This window comes from Flagellimonas algicida (genome assembly GCF_049629585.1).
Lineage (GTDB): Bacteria > Bacteroidota > Bacteroidia > Flavobacteriales > Flavobacteriaceae > Flagellimonas.
The window spans coordinates 988,794-1,005,389 of record NZ_JBMYIX010000002.1; the positions used below are offsets into that span (position 1 = coordinate 988,794).

General features: G+C 44.6%; 13 protein-coding genes. 9 read left to right on the plus strand and 4 right to left on the minus strand.

What is annotated here, in order from left to right; genetic code table 11:
* Position 1: 1 nt before the first annotated feature.
* Positions 2 to 1,465 (minus strand): tRNA (N6-isopentenyl adenosine(37)-C2)-methylthiotransferase MiaB, encoded by a 1,464-nt coding sequence (miaB, locus tag ACPD8L_RS13305; RefSeq protein ID WP_423943767.1) that lies wholly within the window; start codon positions 1,463 to 1,465, stop codon positions 2 to 4.
* A 126-nt stretch (positions 1,466 to 1,591) separates the two neighbouring features.
* Here miaB and ACPD8L_RS13310 point away from each other — a divergent pair, with 126 nt between their 5' ends.
* The 8 genes from ACPD8L_RS13310 to porN all read left to right on the plus strand — a co-directional run bounded on the left by ACPD8L_RS13310 (position 1,592) and on the right by porN (position 12,204).
* Positions 1,592 to 2,326, plus strand: coding sequence for a hypothetical protein (locus tag ACPD8L_RS13310; RefSeq protein WP_116216213.1), 735 nt, complete (start codon positions 1,592 to 1,594; stop codon positions 2,324 to 2,326).
* Between the two features lie 59 nt (positions 2,327 to 2,385).
* The gene (locus tag ACPD8L_RS13315) at positions 2,386 to 3,648 is read left to right on the plus strand and encodes an LVIVD repeat-containing protein (RefSeq protein WP_423943768.1); all 1,263 of its coding nucleotides are present in this window, start codon (positions 2,386 to 2,388) and stop codon (positions 3,646 to 3,648) included.
* A gap of 119 nt (positions 3,649 to 3,767) precedes the next feature.
* On the plus strand, positions 3,768 to 6,251 hold the full coding sequence (gene topA, locus ACPD8L_RS13320; RefSeq protein ID WP_421810124.1) for a type I DNA topoisomerase: 2,484 nt from the start codon (positions 3,768 to 3,770) through the stop codon (positions 6,249 to 6,251).
* A gap of 1 nt (position 6,252) precedes the next feature.
* A complete protein-coding gene (locus ACPD8L_RS13325; protein ID WP_116216210.1) occupies positions 6,253 to 7,410 on the plus strand; it encodes a formimidoylglutamase in 1,158 nt (385 codons plus the stop codon).
* Between the two features lie 120 nt (positions 7,411 to 7,530).
* A complete protein-coding gene (gene porK / locus ACPD8L_RS13330; protein ID WP_116216209.1) occupies positions 7,531 to 8,910 on the plus strand; it encodes a T9SS ring complex lipoprotein PorK/GldK in 1,380 nt (459 codons plus the stop codon).
* 81 nt (positions 8,911 to 8,991) lie between these two features.
* Positions 8,992 to 9,645 (plus strand): type IX secretion system motor protein PorL/GldL, encoded by a 654-nt coding sequence (gene porL / locus ACPD8L_RS13335; protein WP_116216208.1) that lies wholly within the window; start codon positions 8,992 to 8,994, stop codon positions 9,643 to 9,645.
* Positions 9,646 to 9,711: 66 nt separating this feature from the next.
* Positions 9,712 to 11,283, plus strand: coding sequence for a type IX secretion system motor protein PorM/GldM (porM, locus tag ACPD8L_RS13340; RefSeq protein ID WP_116216207.1), 1,572 nt, complete (start codon positions 9,712 to 9,714; stop codon positions 11,281 to 11,283).
* A gap of 18 nt (positions 11,284 to 11,301) precedes the next feature.
* The gene (gene porN, locus ACPD8L_RS13345; protein ID WP_421810122.1) at positions 11,302 to 12,204 is read left to right on the plus strand and encodes a type IX secretion system ring subunit PorN/GldN; all 903 of its coding nucleotides are present in this window, start codon (positions 11,302 to 11,304) and stop codon (positions 12,202 to 12,204) included.
* 472 nt (positions 12,205 to 12,676) lie between these two features.
* On the opposite strand, the gene ACPD8L_RS13350 is transcribed toward porN, so the two are convergent.
* Complete coding sequence (locus ACPD8L_RS13350) at positions 12,677 to 13,045, minus strand: GIY-YIG nuclease family protein (protein WP_423943770.1); 369 nt, start codon at positions 13,043 to 13,045, stop codon at positions 12,677 to 12,679.
* Between the two features lie 118 nt (positions 13,046 to 13,163).
* Positions 13,164 to 14,927 carry an IPT/TIG domain-containing protein gene (locus ACPD8L_RS13355; RefSeq protein WP_423943771.1) on the minus strand — a complete coding sequence of 588 codons (1,764 nt, stop codon included), beginning with the start codon at positions 14,925 to 14,927 and terminating at the stop codon, positions 13,164 to 13,166.
* A 159-nt stretch (positions 14,928 to 15,086) separates the two neighbouring features.
* On the opposite strand from ACPD8L_RS13355, the gene ACPD8L_RS13360 reads away from it, so the two are divergent.
* Entirely contained in the window at positions 15,087 to 16,142 is a 1,056-nt protein-coding gene (locus tag ACPD8L_RS13360) for an NAD(P)/FAD-dependent oxidoreductase (RefSeq protein WP_423943772.1), read from the plus strand.
* Here the strand turns inward: ACPD8L_RS13360 and ACPD8L_RS13365 are convergent.
* Positions 16,139 to 16,543: a DUF983 domain-containing protein gene (locus ACPD8L_RS13365; RefSeq protein WP_116216201.1), complete on the minus strand. Its 405-nt coding sequence runs from the start codon at positions 16,541 to 16,543 to the stop codon at positions 16,139 to 16,141. The genes ACPD8L_RS13360 and ACPD8L_RS13365 overlap by 4 nt on opposite strands.
* Positions 16,544 to 16,596: the final 53 nt, after the last annotated feature.

Below are 16,596 nucleotides of genomic sequence, written 5' to 3' on the forward strand. Positions count from 1 at the left end.
ATTAGTTGTTCTTTGAATATTCCAAAGCCTCGCCGATGAGGGTGGCCGAGGTGCAATCATTGATTTTTACATTCACAAAATCACCTATTTGGTAGTTTTCCTTTGGAAAGACCACCACCGTGTTTTGCGAATTCCGACCCATCCAATGGGCGTCGGATTTTTTGGAGGGACCTTCAATAAGGACTTCCTCGATTTTGCCCATATGTTGCTGGGTACGATAATGACTATGCTTTTGTTGTAATTCGATGATCTCCGTGAGGCGTCTTTTCTTGATGGCTTCAGGAATGTCATCTTCCATCTTTCTTTCGGCCAAGGTTCCGGGCCGTTCGGAATAGGCAAACATGAAACCGAAATCATACTTCACATACTCCATGAGACTCAAAGTATCTTGATGGTCCTCTTCGGTCTCTGTAGGGAAACCGGTGATCATATCCTGACTAATGGCACAATCGGGGATGATGTTTTTAATATTGTCAATGAGCTCAAAATATTCCTCCCTTGTATGCAAGCGGTTCATCTCCTTTAAAATGCGGTTGCTGCCACTTTGCACAGGCAGGTGGATATACTTGCAGATATTCTCATATTTGGCCATGGCCTCGATGACGTCCAAGGTCATATCCTGCGGATTTGATGTGGAAAAACGAATGCGCATTTTGGGTTGAGCTAAGGCCACGAGCTCCAATAGTTTGGCAAAGTTCACCGAAGTGGCCTTCTGCATCTCGGAAGCTTTGTCAAAATCTTTTTTGAGTCCGCCACCGTACCAAAGGTAACTGTCCACATTTTGGCCCAAAAGGGTGATTTCCCTAAAGCCTCTTTCCCAAAGATCGTTCACTTCCTCCAAAATGGATTGGGGGTCACGACTACGCTCCCGTCCGCGGGTAAAGGGAACCACACAGAAGGTGCACATGTTGTCGCAGCCACGGGTAATGGATACAAAGGCGCTGACGCCATTGGAGTTCAACCGGACCGGGGCCACATCGCCATAGGTTTCGTCTTTGGATAGGATAACGTTTACGGCGTTACGGCCTTCGTCAATTTCTTGGATAAGGTTGGGAAGATCCTTGTAGGCATCGGGTCCCACTACCATATCCACAATTTTTTCCTCTTCAAGGAACTTGCTCTTCAAACGTTCGGCCATACAGCCCAAGACCCCTACTTTCATTCCGGGGTTGGTCCTTTTTACAGCATTGAACTTTTCCAGCCGTTTACGCACGGTCTGTTCCGCCTTTTCACGGATGGAACAGGTGTTCACGAGCACCAAGTCGGCTTCCTCAAGTTGTTGGGTGGTATTGAAACCTTCCTTGGCCAAAATTGAGGCCACGATCTCACTATCCGAAAAGTTCATCTGGCATCCATAACTTTCAATATAAAGTTTACGGGAGTTCTTTTCGTTGTTCTCCAGGGCCAAGGTACTTCCTTGTTGGCTTTCGTCTATTATTTTCTCTACGCTTTCGTCCTTGATCATATAGCTACAATGGGCTGCAAAGATAGTGCTTATTCCATTTTAGTGACAATTTGGCAGTAATTTTTAGTGGTCTATTAGGTTTTTTTGGTTAATGTTGACGTCGGGTTCTCCCAAATCATTTGTATTATGAACTATACCGACCTATCCCAACGCATTGAACAAAGTAATCCTTTGGATTTTGGAAGCATATTCAATGGCTCCATTGAACTCTTTAAGAAAGTATGGCTTCAAGGATTTATTACCTTGCTTCTGACTTTTGTGTCCATTTTACCCTTTTATATTGTTCTGTACAGTCCCTTGATTGCTTATGGCATTACAGACCCTACATCCTTTGATAATGGACACGCGCCTCCAGGCGCCTTAATTTTTATGTTTTTGTTGATGCCCTTTTTCTTCCTTGCTGTGATGACCATAGGTCTTTGCTTAAATGCGGCCTTTTTGAGGATATGCCAGCAGAACGATCTTGGGGAAGTAGGAAAGGACGCCTATTTTTTCTATTTGAAGAAACCGTATTTGGGGAAGGCGCTGATGCTTTCCCTTATTATGTTGGGATTGGTTTTTTTGGCAATGCTCACCTGTGGGTTGGGTGCCATTTACTTGGCTGTTCCCATGTCTTTGTTCCCTGCTTTTTTGGCCTTTGGCAAAGATTTGACGGGAATGGAGATGGCAAAGGCAGGATTCGCTTTGGGAAACAAAAATTGGGGAATCATCTTTGCTTTGCTTCTTGTGATGGGATTGGTGGCTCAGTTGGGAGTAATATTGTGCTTTGTGGGGTTCTTTTTTACGGCCATGTTGAGTAAGATACCAGTATATTTTATCTATAAGAACACCATTGGATTTCAGGATGATATGGAAGTTTAAGGCAAATTTTGCGCAACTTTATTATTGGATTTTCATCTAGGGTTATAAAAACAACACCCATGAAAAAGAAAATCCTGTTCCTATTTTCCTTGACCCTACTGCTTTTTATTTCTTGTGACAACGATGAGCCCAAAGGGGAGTATACCGAGTACTTGGTGGCCAAACCCGTTGTCATGAGCCAAGCCGAATTTTCGGAAAGTGTGGACGTGATAGCACCACGTCCCATTGAAGAATCTGGAAAGATATATACCTATAAAGACTACATTTTTGTCAATGACAAGTATCAGGGCATTCATGTGATCAACAATGCCAATCCACAGCAACCCGTAAAAATCGGATTTATCAAGATTATCGGAAATGTGGATATCTCCATCAAGGACGATTATCTGTATGCGGACAGTCTTATGGATTTGGTGGTGCTTGATATCTCGGACATCAACAATATTCATCAGGTGGCCCGATTGAAAAATGTATTGAACAATCAAGCTTTTTTTCCTTTTGAAGCCGATGTAGTGGAATATGGTGAGTTTAACAATATTGGGGACGGAATTCTTGTTGGCTGGGAAGTGGTCACCGAGAGCCTTACCGAAAAGGAATACCAGACCCGTTTCGGAAATTATATGATTGCCTTCGCTGAAGATGCCAATGTGGCCACTGATGCGGGGGGTGGAACTGGGCAAGGCGGTTCTTTGGCCCGGTTTAAGATTGTGGACGATTACCTCTATGCAGTGGACAGCCATAACATCAACATTTTTAATATTTCCGATCTGGAAAATCCGGAAGAGAAGGAAGATGTCTACGCCGGATTCGATATTGAGACCATTTTCAATAGGGACAATCATTTGTTTTTGGGCAGTATGCGCGGGATGTACATTTATGACATTACCAATCCTGCCGAACCTACTTTCGTTTCCGAATTTGAGCATGGGACCGCGTGCGACCCGGTAGTGGTCGATGGGGACTATGCCTATGTTACTTTGCGGGGCGGCAATTGGTGCGGGGCTACGGAAAGTGGATTGTACATAGTGGATATTTCCAATATTGAAAACCCAGAGCTGGCCATTATCTATTCCATGGATGGGCCATATGGTTTGGGGATCAAGGATGAAAAGCTTTTTATCTGCGATGGGGATTCTGGCCTCAAAGTATATGACAAGACCGATATCAATGACCTCCAGGAGTTAAATCATTTTGAAGATATTGTTACGTTTGATGTCATTCCCTTGGAAAATCATTTGATCATGGTAGGGGATGAGGTACTGTATCAATATGAATACTTGGAAGATGGAATAAAGCTTATCAGCCAGATAGGACTCAACTAAAAAGACACCACTTTATAGTTCAATATCCCGTTTTTCACGGGATATTTTTTTGCCCAAAAGTTTGGAAAAAATTCAAAATCGAAATTTTGATATACTTTTGTTACCACAAAACCCAGTGCATGCCAAAGAATTTAGTGATTGTTGAGTCCCCCGCAAAGGCTAAGACCATAGAACGTTTTTTAGGAAAAGAGTTTCAAGTTGAATCCAGTTTTGGACATATTGCCGATCTGCCCTCCAAGGAACTTGGCGTAGACGTAGAAAACGATTTTAAGCCAAAATATACCGTGGACAAGGACAAGAGGGCCTTGGTGAAAAAACTGAGGGACTTGGCAAAAAAAGCGGAAACTATTTGGTTGGCCAGTGATGAGGACCGGGAAGGAGAGGCCATTTCATGGCACTTGGCAGAAGAACTGAAATTGGATAAGGACAAGACCAAGCGTATTGTTTTCAATTCCATTACCAAATCGGCCATCCAAAAAGCCATTGAGAACCCAAGGGACATCAACTATAACTTGGTGAACGCTCAACAGGCCCGTAGGGTCTTGGACCGATTGGTGGGTTATGAGCTTTCCCCGGTACTTTGGAAAAAAATTAAACCGGGACTTTCGGCAGGACGGGTGCAATCCGTGGCCGTTCGTTTGATTGTGGAACGGGAACGTGAAATTGAAGGGTTCACCCCCGAGGCATCGTTCAGGATCAGGGCCGATTTTAAGACTGCAAATGGGAATGTATTTTCTTCCAAACTCAACAAAACCTTTCCCACCAAAGAGGCTGCGACCACTTTTTTGGAGCAGAACATAGGCGCCGATTTTTCGGTGGCGAATTTGGACAAAAAACCGGCAAAAAAATCCCCGGCTCCTCCATTTACCACTTCCACCCTTCAGCAGGAAGCATCCAGGAAACTCTACTTTTCGGTGAGCAGGACCATGCAAGTGGCCCAACGGTTGTATGAGGCTGGACTCATTACTTATATGAGAACGGACAGTGTGAACCTATCCAACGAAGCGCTGAGCGCTGCCAAAGAAGCCATTGTTCAGAACTATGGGGAGAACTACAGTCAAGTACGGAACTTTACCGGGAAATCAAAAGGGGCACAGGAAGCACACGAAGCCGTTCGCCCCACGGATATGAAATTACAGTCGCCCTCCCTGGAAAGGGATCAGGCCAAACTCTACGAACTTATCTGGAAACGAACCTTGGCCTCCCAAATGAGTGATGCCCAATTGGAGCGTACCAATGTAAAGATCAAGGCCAATTCCCATAACGAAGAGTTCACGGCCAATGGGGAAGTGGTCAAGTTTGATGGATTCCTAAAAGTATACTTGGAAAGTACCGATGAAGAGGATTTGACCGAGGAACAGGAAGGTATGCTTCCGGCCATGCAGGTCGGTGAGGCCCTTCAGAATGTTTTTATATCGGCCACAGAGCGCTTTACACGGGCACCGTATCGCTATACGGAGGCCTCCTTGGTGAAGAAACTCGAAGAATTGGGTATAGGAAGACCATCCACCTATGCCCCTACCATTTCCACCATACAGAATAGGGGTTATGTGGAAAAGGGAACCGTGGAAGGTTCGGAACGCAAATATGTACAGTTGGTCCTAGAAGAAGGGAAGGTTTCCGAAAAAGGACTTTCCGAAATGGTAGGCTCCGATAAGGGAAAATTGGTGCCAACGGATATTGGAATGATCGTTAATGATTTCTTGGTGGACCACTTTACCAAGATTCTCGACTATAATTTTACCGCCCAAGTAGAAGAAGATTTTGATGAGATCGCCGCAGGGGAAGAAGATTGGCAAGAAATGATGAAAACCTTCTACAAGGATTTTCATCCGAATGTAATCGAGGTTGAGGAAAATGCGGAACGTGCCAGCGGGGAGCGCATTTTGGGAACCGACCCCAAAACAGGGCGGCAAGTGGCTGCCAGACTGGGGCGTTTTGGTCCCATGGTCCAAATTGGAACCGTGGATGAGGAAGAGAAACCTTTGTTCGCAAGTCTTTTGCCCGATCAGTCTATAGGTACCATCACTTTTGAGGAAGCCATGGAGCTTTTCCAGTTACCTCGAAAATTAGGGGAATATAAAGGAGAGGAAATCGAAGCCAATGTAGGTCGATATGGACCGTATGTGCGTTTCGGGAAAAAATTTATCTCCTTGGCCCAAGGTGAAAGTGCTTTTGATGTGGATTTGGACCGCGCCATAGAACTGATCAAGGAAAAGGAAAAAGCCGATGCCCCTATTGCTACTTATGAAGGTAAGGAAGTTACCAAGGGTACGGGTAGGTTTGGACCTTTCATCAAATGGGATGGGATGTTCATCAACGTGAACAAAAAATACGATTTTGACAATCTTTCCCAATCCGATATTGAACAGCTCATTGAGGATAAAAAGAAAAAAGAGGCCGAAAAACTGGTCCAAGAATGGCCAGAGGAAAAAATACGCATAGAAAAGGCCAGATGGGGAAGGCATAATATCATAAAGGGAAGGATCAAAGTGGAACTCGCAAAGGATGTAGATGCCACAAAGATTTCCTTGGAAGAGGCCCAAGCCCTTTTGGAAAAGAAATCACCCAAGAAAAAAGCCAAAGCAAAAGCGAAAAAATAATATGGCATTCGATTTTTTGGTTCCCGTCAAGGACAAGGTATTGGCATTTTCCGAATTGTTGCCACCACAGGCACTGGGAAAGAATATCCATATGCATACCGAAAAGGACGGGCTTCCCGTCTTTGCCCACGCCGATGTGGCCATATTCGGAGTAAAGGAATCCAGAAATGCCTTTGAGAAAAAAACGGAAAAATTGGATTTGGAGGAAATCCGGATTCAATTGTACCGACTTATGATGGGCAATTGGAACTCCACCATCATCGATATTGGGGATGTGGAGGAAGGTGAGACCGTTGAGGACACCTATTTTGTGGTCAAGGAAATTGCGGCTGGACTACTGGAAGAAAACATTATACCTATTATAATAGGATATACCCAAGACATAACCCTACCTACATATAGGGCTTTTGACAAGATCAGGGATATGGTGAACCTGGTCTCCATAGATAGTCGTTTTGATTTTGGGGAGGATGAGGAGCTGATTTCCTCCCATTCCTATATGAGCCGTATCATCACGGACAAGCCTAATAATCTTTTCAATTTTTCCAACATAGGATACCAAAGCTATTTCAATGCGCAAGAGGAAATAGACCTTATGGAGCGATTGTTCTTTGATGCCTATCGATTGGGGGAGATAGCCTCCAACATAGAATTGGCCGAACCTGTTTTACGAAGCAGTGACATTGTAAGTTTGGACCTGCGCGCCATTAGGGCGGCCGAGATGGGATCGCACAAAAACTTTTCCCCCAATGGTTTTACGGGAAGGGAAATCTGCGCCATTGCCCGATACGCGGGAATCAGCGACCGGGTATCCCTGTTCGGCATCTACGAAGGGGAAAATTCATATCAGGCCTTTCAAATGATCGCCCAGATCATATGGTATTTTATAGAGGGGCTGAGTTTTAGGATTCAGGAAAAGCCCACATCCAAGAGTGAGGACTTCACCAAGTTTACCGTGCCTACGGATACCGAGGAACTGGTCTTTTATAAAAGCCACGTGACCGAACGTTGGTGGGTTGAAGTTCCATCAATTTTACCCCAACATAATAAAACAAATTCGGTGGCGTTATTACCTTGCACCGAAGGGGACTATTTGGATGCTTGCAACCAGAACATTCCAGAAAGGTGGTTCAAGGCCTATAGAAAGGGCCTTAACTAAACAAATTAATTTTTAAGCATTGATTGTTCTTACACAATAAATTATTCAAAAAATAGTTTTGAGAGTAATGAATTTGTGTTGCACCGTTTATAATCTTGAATCGAAAATTTAACCTAAAGTATGAGAAAGCTATTCATTTCATCTATAGCACTTGTTTTTTTGCTTAGCAGTTGCGGCTCTAAATCGAGGTCGAAAGGTGAACTAGTTGGGGCCCCTGGAAAGAAATGGCATCCCGAGAAACCCTATGGAATGGAATTGATTCCACGAGGTGCCTTTGTTATGGGTAAAGCCGAGGAAGACCAGGCCAAAGTATTGAATGCTCCCACAAGAACGGTTACCGTACGTTCTTTTTATATGGACGATACGGAGATCACCAATAGTGAGTACCGTCAGTTTGTGGAGTGGGTAAAGGATTCCATTGTACGGACCAGATTGGCCATCTTGGCAGATGAATTGGGTATTAGCCCAGAGGATGAAGGTATAGGGGAGTATGCGTTTAAGGATACGGATACCACTGACCTTTCCGTGTATGACAAATACATGTTGGACAATTATGCAGGTCTAGGGGAAACCGGTTATGAAGGACGCGCCTTGAACAAAGATGCGGATTTGGTATGGGATACTTCCGAATATCCGGATGAATATTATGCCGAGGTTATGGATTCCATTTATCTTTCGGAAGAGGAAAGCTACAATGGTCTACGGTCTATTGATGTAACCAAACTAAAATACAAGTACAGTTGGATGAATATTGAGGCTGCAGCACGTGCCCGTGCCGGAAGCAGAAAAGACTTTATCCAGCATGAGGAGTTGGAGATCTATCCGGATACCACAGTGTGGATCAGGGATTTTGAATATTCCTATAATGAGCCCATGCACAACGATTACTTTTGGCATGATGCCTATAGTGATTACCCTGTTGTTGGGGTAAACTGGATGCAGGCCAAAGCGTTCTGTAACTGGAGGACCAAATTCAAGAACGATGATCAAAAGTCTCGTGGAAGACAATTTGTGAACCAGTTCAGATTGCCTACCGAAGCCGAGTGGGAATATGCTGCCCGTGGTGGTATTGAAGGAGGTACCTACCCTTGGGGTGGTCCATATGTGATCAGTGATACCGGTTGTTTTATGGCTAACTTTAAACCACAACGTGGAGATTATGCAGCAGATGCCGCTTTGTACACTGTGGAGGCCAAATCGTTTGAGCCCAACGAATACAATCTGTACAATATGGCCGGTAACGTATCGGAATGGACCAGCTCCAGCTTCGATCAAGGCGCCTATGAATACTTGTCCACCATGAACCCCAACGTAGGTTCCGGACAAAACCAAAGAAAAGTGATCCGCGGTGGATCTTGGAAGGATGTGGCTTACTTCCTTCAGGTGAGTACCAGGGATTATGAATATCAGGATTCCGCCAGAAGTTACATCGGTTTCAGGACCGTACAGGACTATATGGGTGAAGAGGATTCCACCAACGGAAGCAGAAGTGGATTATAATAATTAAGAATTAGAGAGAACATTATATAAATAAACCAGTAACCAAATACTTATTTATATAACTTAATTAAAACTAGAATTATGGCACAGTCAAAATCAACAAAAAAGCTGTTTAACATGGCCTACGGGCTTGGAGCATCGGTGGTAATCATTGGTGCATTGTTCAAGATCCTTCACTGGGAGTTTGGACCACTTACAGGTGGACTTCTTCTTGCGGTAGGTCTTATTACTGAAGCATTGATCTTTGCTATCAGTGCATTTGAACCTGTGGATGACGAATACGATTGGTCCTTGGTTTATCCAGAGTTGGCCAATGGTCAATCCAACGGAAAAAAGAATGAGGTCAAGGATGCCCAAGAAGCAGAAGGACTTCTTTCCAGAAAATTGGATGACCTTCTTAAGGAAGCCAAGATCGATTCTGAGCTTTTCTCCAACTTGGGTGAGAGCATCAAGAGTTTTGAAGGTGCTGCCAAGAATATCACTCCAACCACGGATGCCATCCAACACACTAAAAAGTATTCTGAGGAATTGTCCCATGCCGCTGCCCAAATGGAGTCTTTGAACAGCTTGTACAAAGTACAATTGGAAAGCGCTAGCAGACAAGCTTCCATTAACGAGGAAGTTGTACAGAATGCAGGAGCCTTGAAAGACCAAATGGAGTCTTTGGCCACGAACCTTTCCTCCTTGAACGGAGTATATGGAGGTATGCTTTCCGCCATGGGTAGCAAAAACTAATTAGGATATCGATTAAATGATATCAAACCCCAAATCAAATTAATTTATAATTCTAATTAGATAAACATGGCATCAGGAAAACAAACACCACGTCAGAAGATGATCAACCTTATGTACTTGATCTTCATCGCGATGTTGGCACTTAATATGAGCAAGGAAGTACTTGCCGCTTTCGGACTTATGAACGAAAAGCTGGAAACTTCCAATACCAGAATGGACTCCAGTAACTCCGATTTCTTGGCAAGCTTGGGAACCAAAGCTGAAGAGAATGAGGCAGAGTATGGGTCACTGTACCAAAATGCTCAGCAAATCAAAGAACTTTCCGATAAGTATTATACCTATCTGGAAGGATTGAAAAAAGAAATGACCGCCGATTTGGAAGATCCCAAAGATTATGTGGTCATGGACAAATCTGACTATTTGGACCAAAAGTTTTTTCAGGGAGATAACCTAGGCCCTGAAGGAAAAGAGTTCCTTAAGCAGATCAACGATTACCGTGAAGGTGTAGTGAACACCTTGCCCGAAGGGAAGTTTACCGCTGTTAAAGAAGCTGTAAAGACCCGTTTTGCCACCGGTGACGCCGATGGTAAGGTAGAGAAAAGGGACGGTACACGTCAAGATTGGATCAACTATCACTACGAAGGGTTCCCATTGGTGGCCTCTTTGACCAAATTGACCCAATTGCAGGCCGATATCAAGACTACTGAGCAAGAGGTATTGAAAAACCTTTTGGAAGGTAACTTGACCGCCGCTGTATCCTTGACCAATTTTGCCAGTTCTTTGGCGGCCCCTAAAACGGCCTACTACTCTGGTGAAAAGTATGATGGTAAGATCATTGTAAGTAAAACCGATAAGACATCAACTCCTGTGAAAGCAGAGTTGACGTTGGATGGTAGAACTTTGGCCGAAGGTAAAGACTACGCTTTGGAAGCTGGAGGTATTAAAATGTTGATTAGTGCCGGTACCCCAGGTGACCACACCATTAAAGGAACCATGTACTTCATGCAGGATGGAAAAGAAGTGCCCGTTGAGGTGAACAATACCTTTGCGACCATTTCCATGCCTAATGCTGCAGTTATCTCTGCAGATAAGATGAACGTGGTTTACCGAGGTGTTGCCAACCCAATGACCATCTCCATTCCTGGTATTCCAGATAATAAGGTATCTGCATCCGCTGCTGGTTTGACCAGAAGAAGTGGTAGCCAGTATGTAATGAACCCAGGTACAGGTAGGTCTGTTACCATAACCGCTTCAGGAACATTGCCTGATGGTAAAGGTATCTCTACCAAGTCTGAGTTCCGTATCAAGGATATTCCAAGACCCGGTGGTACCGTTCGTGGAGAGTCTGGTAGCGTTAAGATGCCAAGAAAGAATCTTGAGATCTCTACCATTGGTGCCATGTTGGAAGACTTCGATTTTGATTTGAACCTTGCCGTTGGGCAGTTCAAGTTCAAAGTGCCTGGTCAGCCTACCGTGGTTGTAAATGGAAACAAATTGGACAACCGTGCCAAGTCTGCCTTGAAAAGGGCCCAGCGAGGCGATGCTGTTCAGATTTTCGATATCCAAGCCTATATCACCAACAACAAGAGCTACAAGTTGAAGAAAGTATCTCCGGTTGTGGTTGAGCTTACAAACTAATAAAGTATAGAAGTGATCATGAATTGGAAAAATGTAATTATAATCGGATTGTTGGGCGTATTGCCCGTATCAATGATGGGACAGGCGAACATTTTGAACGCCAAGTTACCAGACGATATTGGCAAAAAGACCGAAGCTCAGATTGAGCAGGACAATGACGCTCCCCTCGAGTACGGTTATGTGGATGATAGGGACATCCTATGGTCCAAGACCGTTTGGGAAACCATTGATCTGGATGAGCGTGTCAACTTTCCGTTGTACTATCCCACCGATACCATTGGTATTGGGGCAGACCGAAGGTCTTTGTACCACGTGTTGATGAAAAACATCAAGAATGGGAAACTGACCGAGGTGTACACAGATTCGTACTTTACCGAAAAAAGGAGCTTGGGCGATCTTTCCGCCACCTTGAGTAAAGTGGATACCACCGATTTGGGATACGAGCAATTGAACGCCGGTGAGCAAATTTCCCCTGAGTTTATCAACCAAAGGGATTTGACCGCGGCCGATATTGAAGAGTATCGCATAAAGGGAATCTGGTACTTTGACAAGCGCCAAGGGGAACTCAAGTACCGTCTATTGGGGATTGCCCCAGTGGCTCCGGACGTAAACTTTATAGACGATGAGTCTATAGACCCGGGAGAGAACAAAGTAGAGCTGTTCTGGGTTTGGTATCCTGCCGCACGACAAGTGTTGCACGAAGCCAAAGTGTACAACCAACGGAACTCCGCAAGACCCATCTCGTATGACATGCTGTTGAACGCAAGACGTTTCAATGGGGTGATCTACAAGGAGGACAACGTCCACGGAGATCGTAAGATAGACGATTACATTTTTGACAATGCCCTGTTCCAATTGCTGGAAGCACAACGGATCAAAGAAACGATTCGCGACCGTGAACAGGATATGTGGGCGTATTAATGAAACCCAGCTTTGAAAACTGCATAGGTAGTATTCAAAGGTGATGGTTGAATTATTCCGAACTTGTTTCGGAATCCACATAACATAATATTTCCAATTCAATAAAATAGAACGCCGCACAAATGTGCGGCGTTTTTGTTTGTTTAAGTATGCTATACCATGATTCGTTTTAGGGGTTTGGCCCTTTTCTGCCAATGGTCCCTGCCTTTTTTCAGCGTATTTTGTTGTCTAATCTTTTCTCTTTTATCATTCCCATTCCTAAAAGTTTGTTGGTTAACTAAATCCTTTTCCTTTGTCATTCCTGCGAAGGCTTGTTGCTTTGCGTAATCTTTTCTTTTGTCATTCCTGCGGAGGCTAGTTGCTTTGCGTAATCTTTTCTTTTGTCATTCCTGCGGAGGCTTGTTGCTTTGCTTGATCTTTTTCTTTGGTCATTCCTGCGGAGGCTAGTTGCTTTGCGTAATCTTTTCTTTTGTCATTCCTGCGGAGGCAGGAATCCATTATTAAACCACCCCTTTGCCAAATCTAGCCAATACGGATTCTCTTCCTCAATAAGTCGTATTTTCCATGAACGCTTCCATTTTTTGAGTTGTTTTTCCCTAAGAATGGCATTGGAAACGTATTGATGAAATTCATAATAGACCAACAGACTGAGACCGTATCGTTGTGTAAAACCTTTTAATTTTCCGCTTTTATGTTCTTGTACCCGCCGTTGTAGGTTGTTGGTCATGCCAATGTATAGAGTACCGTTTTTGCGGTTGGTAAGAATGTAAACGTAGTATTGGTGAATGTTGTGGGACATGTTGGGATGGGATGTGGTTTCCTGCCTTCGCAGGAAAGACATAAAGTATGTTTTGGTTTTTGAGCCAGTAGAACAGACGGTAAACAGCTGGCCTTCCAGAACAATACAAACAGAACGCCGCACATTTGTGCGGCGTTTTTTATTGTAAAAGGGTTGGTTCTTAATTGTCCAGAGCGGGGGTGTATCGCCAGAAGGTCTTTAGTTCTTCTTGTGGGGCATTCCCAACACCACCTAGAATATAGATATGTTCTCCATGTGCAACGGCGGCAGCGCCCTGTCTTCCTCCGCCAGGGAAACTGGATTTCTGACTCCAAGTATTGTCACCTTGATTATATTCCCAAATATCGTCTAGATATTTTGATTGAGTATCATCTATTCCAAGACCTACGTATGCTTTAGTTCCCATGCCGACACCTATGGCTTCAGTTCTGAGTGTGAAGGGGACCGGGGCCAATTGTGCCCATGAATCAGTGGTCATATTGTACTTGAGTAATAAGTCCAGATGCACTGCCCCTTCACCCGTAACAATATAGCCTTGTGAACCAATTCTAAAACCTACTGCATCTAAAATACCTTTTTCAAGTATTAAGGCGGATGGTTTATCTACCCATATAGAGCCATTAAAAGACTTTAGTTTACCTTCTGCAAAATCTTCTTCTATACCATATACAAAACATGCAATGTCTCCACAAAAAGAGGATAGCCCACTGCCATAGGCGGTTACCCCAAGGTTTTCCCATGTTCCTGTGGTAGGATCATAGGACCAACTGTCGTCAATATCCCCATTGCCATTCTTTCCGGTTATAATGTGCCATTTATTGTTCAGTACAAATGAAGCTGCATTATATCTTGCAGCTGCTTCCGATACTCCACTATTTTTCCAAGTATCGTTTTCTATGTCATAGACATAAATAGTATTGGTATAGGCAATAGATCCATCATTATATCGGCCAAATCCAAAATGGATTTCGTCCTCGTCATTGTTGTTTTTTAGCACGGCCATATTACCGCCACGTATGGGATAATCCATCCATGATGGGGTTGTTAGCTGTCTCCACGGTCCTACGGTAAATGCCGTTGCGCTTTCCACGGTCTGTTGCCCCACGGTAACGGTGATGGTCCCTGTGGTGGCCCCTTCGGGCACGGTCACGGTTAGGTTTGTGCCGTTGGCAGCGGTTACTTGCGCGGCTACGCCATTGAATTCAACGGTGTTATTGGCAGTGTTGGGATCAAAGTTTGCCCCCTCTATGATCACTTGGGCACCCACATTTTCTTGGTCCGGGGCAAACCCGCTTATGGAAACAGTTGTTGGGTCCAATACGGTAAAGTCGGTGCTGCTTTGGGCAGTCTGTCCATCCACGGTGACCGTAATTTTCCCGGAGGTGGCTCCATTGGGGACTTCAACAGTGAGTAGGGTGGCACTTGCAATGCTCACCGTGGCCTCGGTTCCATTGAATTCGACCGTATTTTCAGTTTTTACGGTACTGAAGTTGGTTCCTAAGATCTCCACAGTGGTCCCGGGAGTACCTTCCGTTGGGGAAAAACTTGCAATGGTGGGCGCATTGGCCGAGGGTTCTGTCACGGTAAAGGTTCCGGAACTCTGTGCGGTCTCTCCATCTACGGTCACGGCGATTTTTCCGGATGTGGCACCATTGGGAACGCTCACGGTTAGCTTGGTGGCCGTGGCACTGCTTACAGTGGCAGAAGTTCCATTGAACTTCACGGTGTTTTCACTTGCAGTGGCACTAAAGTTGGTTCCTATGATCTCCACAGTGGCCCCAGGAGTACCTTCCGTTGGGGAAAAACTTGCAATGGTCGGTGGATTGGTGGTCGGGTCATCGGGCGGGTTGGGGTCGTCCTTCCCGCAAGAGACAGGGGCAAGGACAAGGGCCAAGCCCAGGTATAAGTAGTGTATTTTTTTCATGATAAAATTTGTTTATCAACAAGATATTGGTAATCAATGGGCTTTCAGGAGCGCAATTAACGGATGACAGTTTTGGGTTGATGGATGGCCGTTTTGGGTTGATGGCACAAATCGTAGGGTTGTGGTTAAAAAATCAACAAAGATCAATACCTTGGCCCTATGGTAGATTACATTGTAGTAGGGCTGGGCTTGGCGGGAATCTCTTTTTGTGAGGTTCTGGAGAAGGAAGGGAAGTCCTTTAAAGTGGTTTCCGATGCTTCGCAGCAAGCATCCCAAGTTGCAGGCGGACTTTACAATCCAGTTATTTTAAAGAGGTTTACCTTAGCCTGGAAGGCCAAGGAGCAAATGGAATTGGCTCAACCTTTCTATGCCCAATTGGAGCAAAAATTAGGGGCTCAATTGGACTATAAAGTTCCTGTATTGCGCCGTTTTGCCTCCGTTGAAGAGCAGAACCTCTGGTTTGAGGCTGCCGATAAACCGGGGTTGGACCATTTTTTGTCAACCACCATTGTACCCAACCAGAACAATGCCCTGGATGCGCCACATGGTTTTGGGGAAGTCAAATACACCGGAAGAATAGATACGGGTACTTTGGTGGAGTCCTACGCGGCCTATCTGGATAAAAAAGGCATTCTGGAACGAGAATCTTTTGATTTTTCCGCCCTTACGGTTGCAGATGAAAAGGTTTCGTATAAAACCATACAGGCTAAACAGATTGTCTTTGCCTGTGGTTACGGACTTCAGAACAACCCTTTTTTCAACTACCTGCCCTTGAACGGTACCAAAGGAGAATTGTTAACGATTAAAGCGCCAACCTACATGGAAAACCGAGTGATCAAGTCTTCTGTGTTCACTATTCCGTTGGGAGGGGATTTGTATCGGGTAGGTGCTACCTATAAATGGAAGGATAAGACCAACGAGCCCACCGAAGCATCCAAAAAAGAACTCTTGGACAAGCTGACTACCTTTTTGCAATGTGATTTTGAGGTGGTGGACCATGTGGCAGGTATTCGTCCAACCGTTGTGGACAGACGACCTTTGGTCGGTGAACATCCAGAACATAAAAACCTGTATGTGCTCAACGGTTTTGGGTCTAGGGGCGTGCTTATTGCACCCTATGCCTCAGACCAATTGTACCAAGCCATTGAGCACCAAAAACAGATTGACCCTGAAATGGACATTCAACGTTTTACCAAAAAATACTATCGGGATTAACCTTTTGCCACGGTGTGTTTGTGCGATGCCGCGTTGGGGTCGTACTTAAAAAAGAAATTCACCCATATGTTACGCGATAACCGGATGATCACGGGCATAAAAACAATCATGGTGCCCACAATGGCAAAAAAGGTATTCACCAAAGAAGCCCCAAAAAACAAAAAGGCGATCACAAAGGCAGCCACGGCAAAGGCAATGCCCACAGCATAGCTCACGTACATGGCGCCATAGAAAAACGAGGGCTCTATCTTGTACTTGGTGCCACAGTGCGAACAACGCTCGTTCATGTTGAAAATTTGGGAGATGGCATACGGATTGGTGTTTTCGTACATACTCTCTTCATGGCATTTAGGACAACTTCCTGTTAAAATGCTGTACAGTTTGGTTCCTTTTTTTAACATTTGCACCGATTTTTATGCAAAAATACGCAATTGGGTAGTTTTGTTTTGTAATT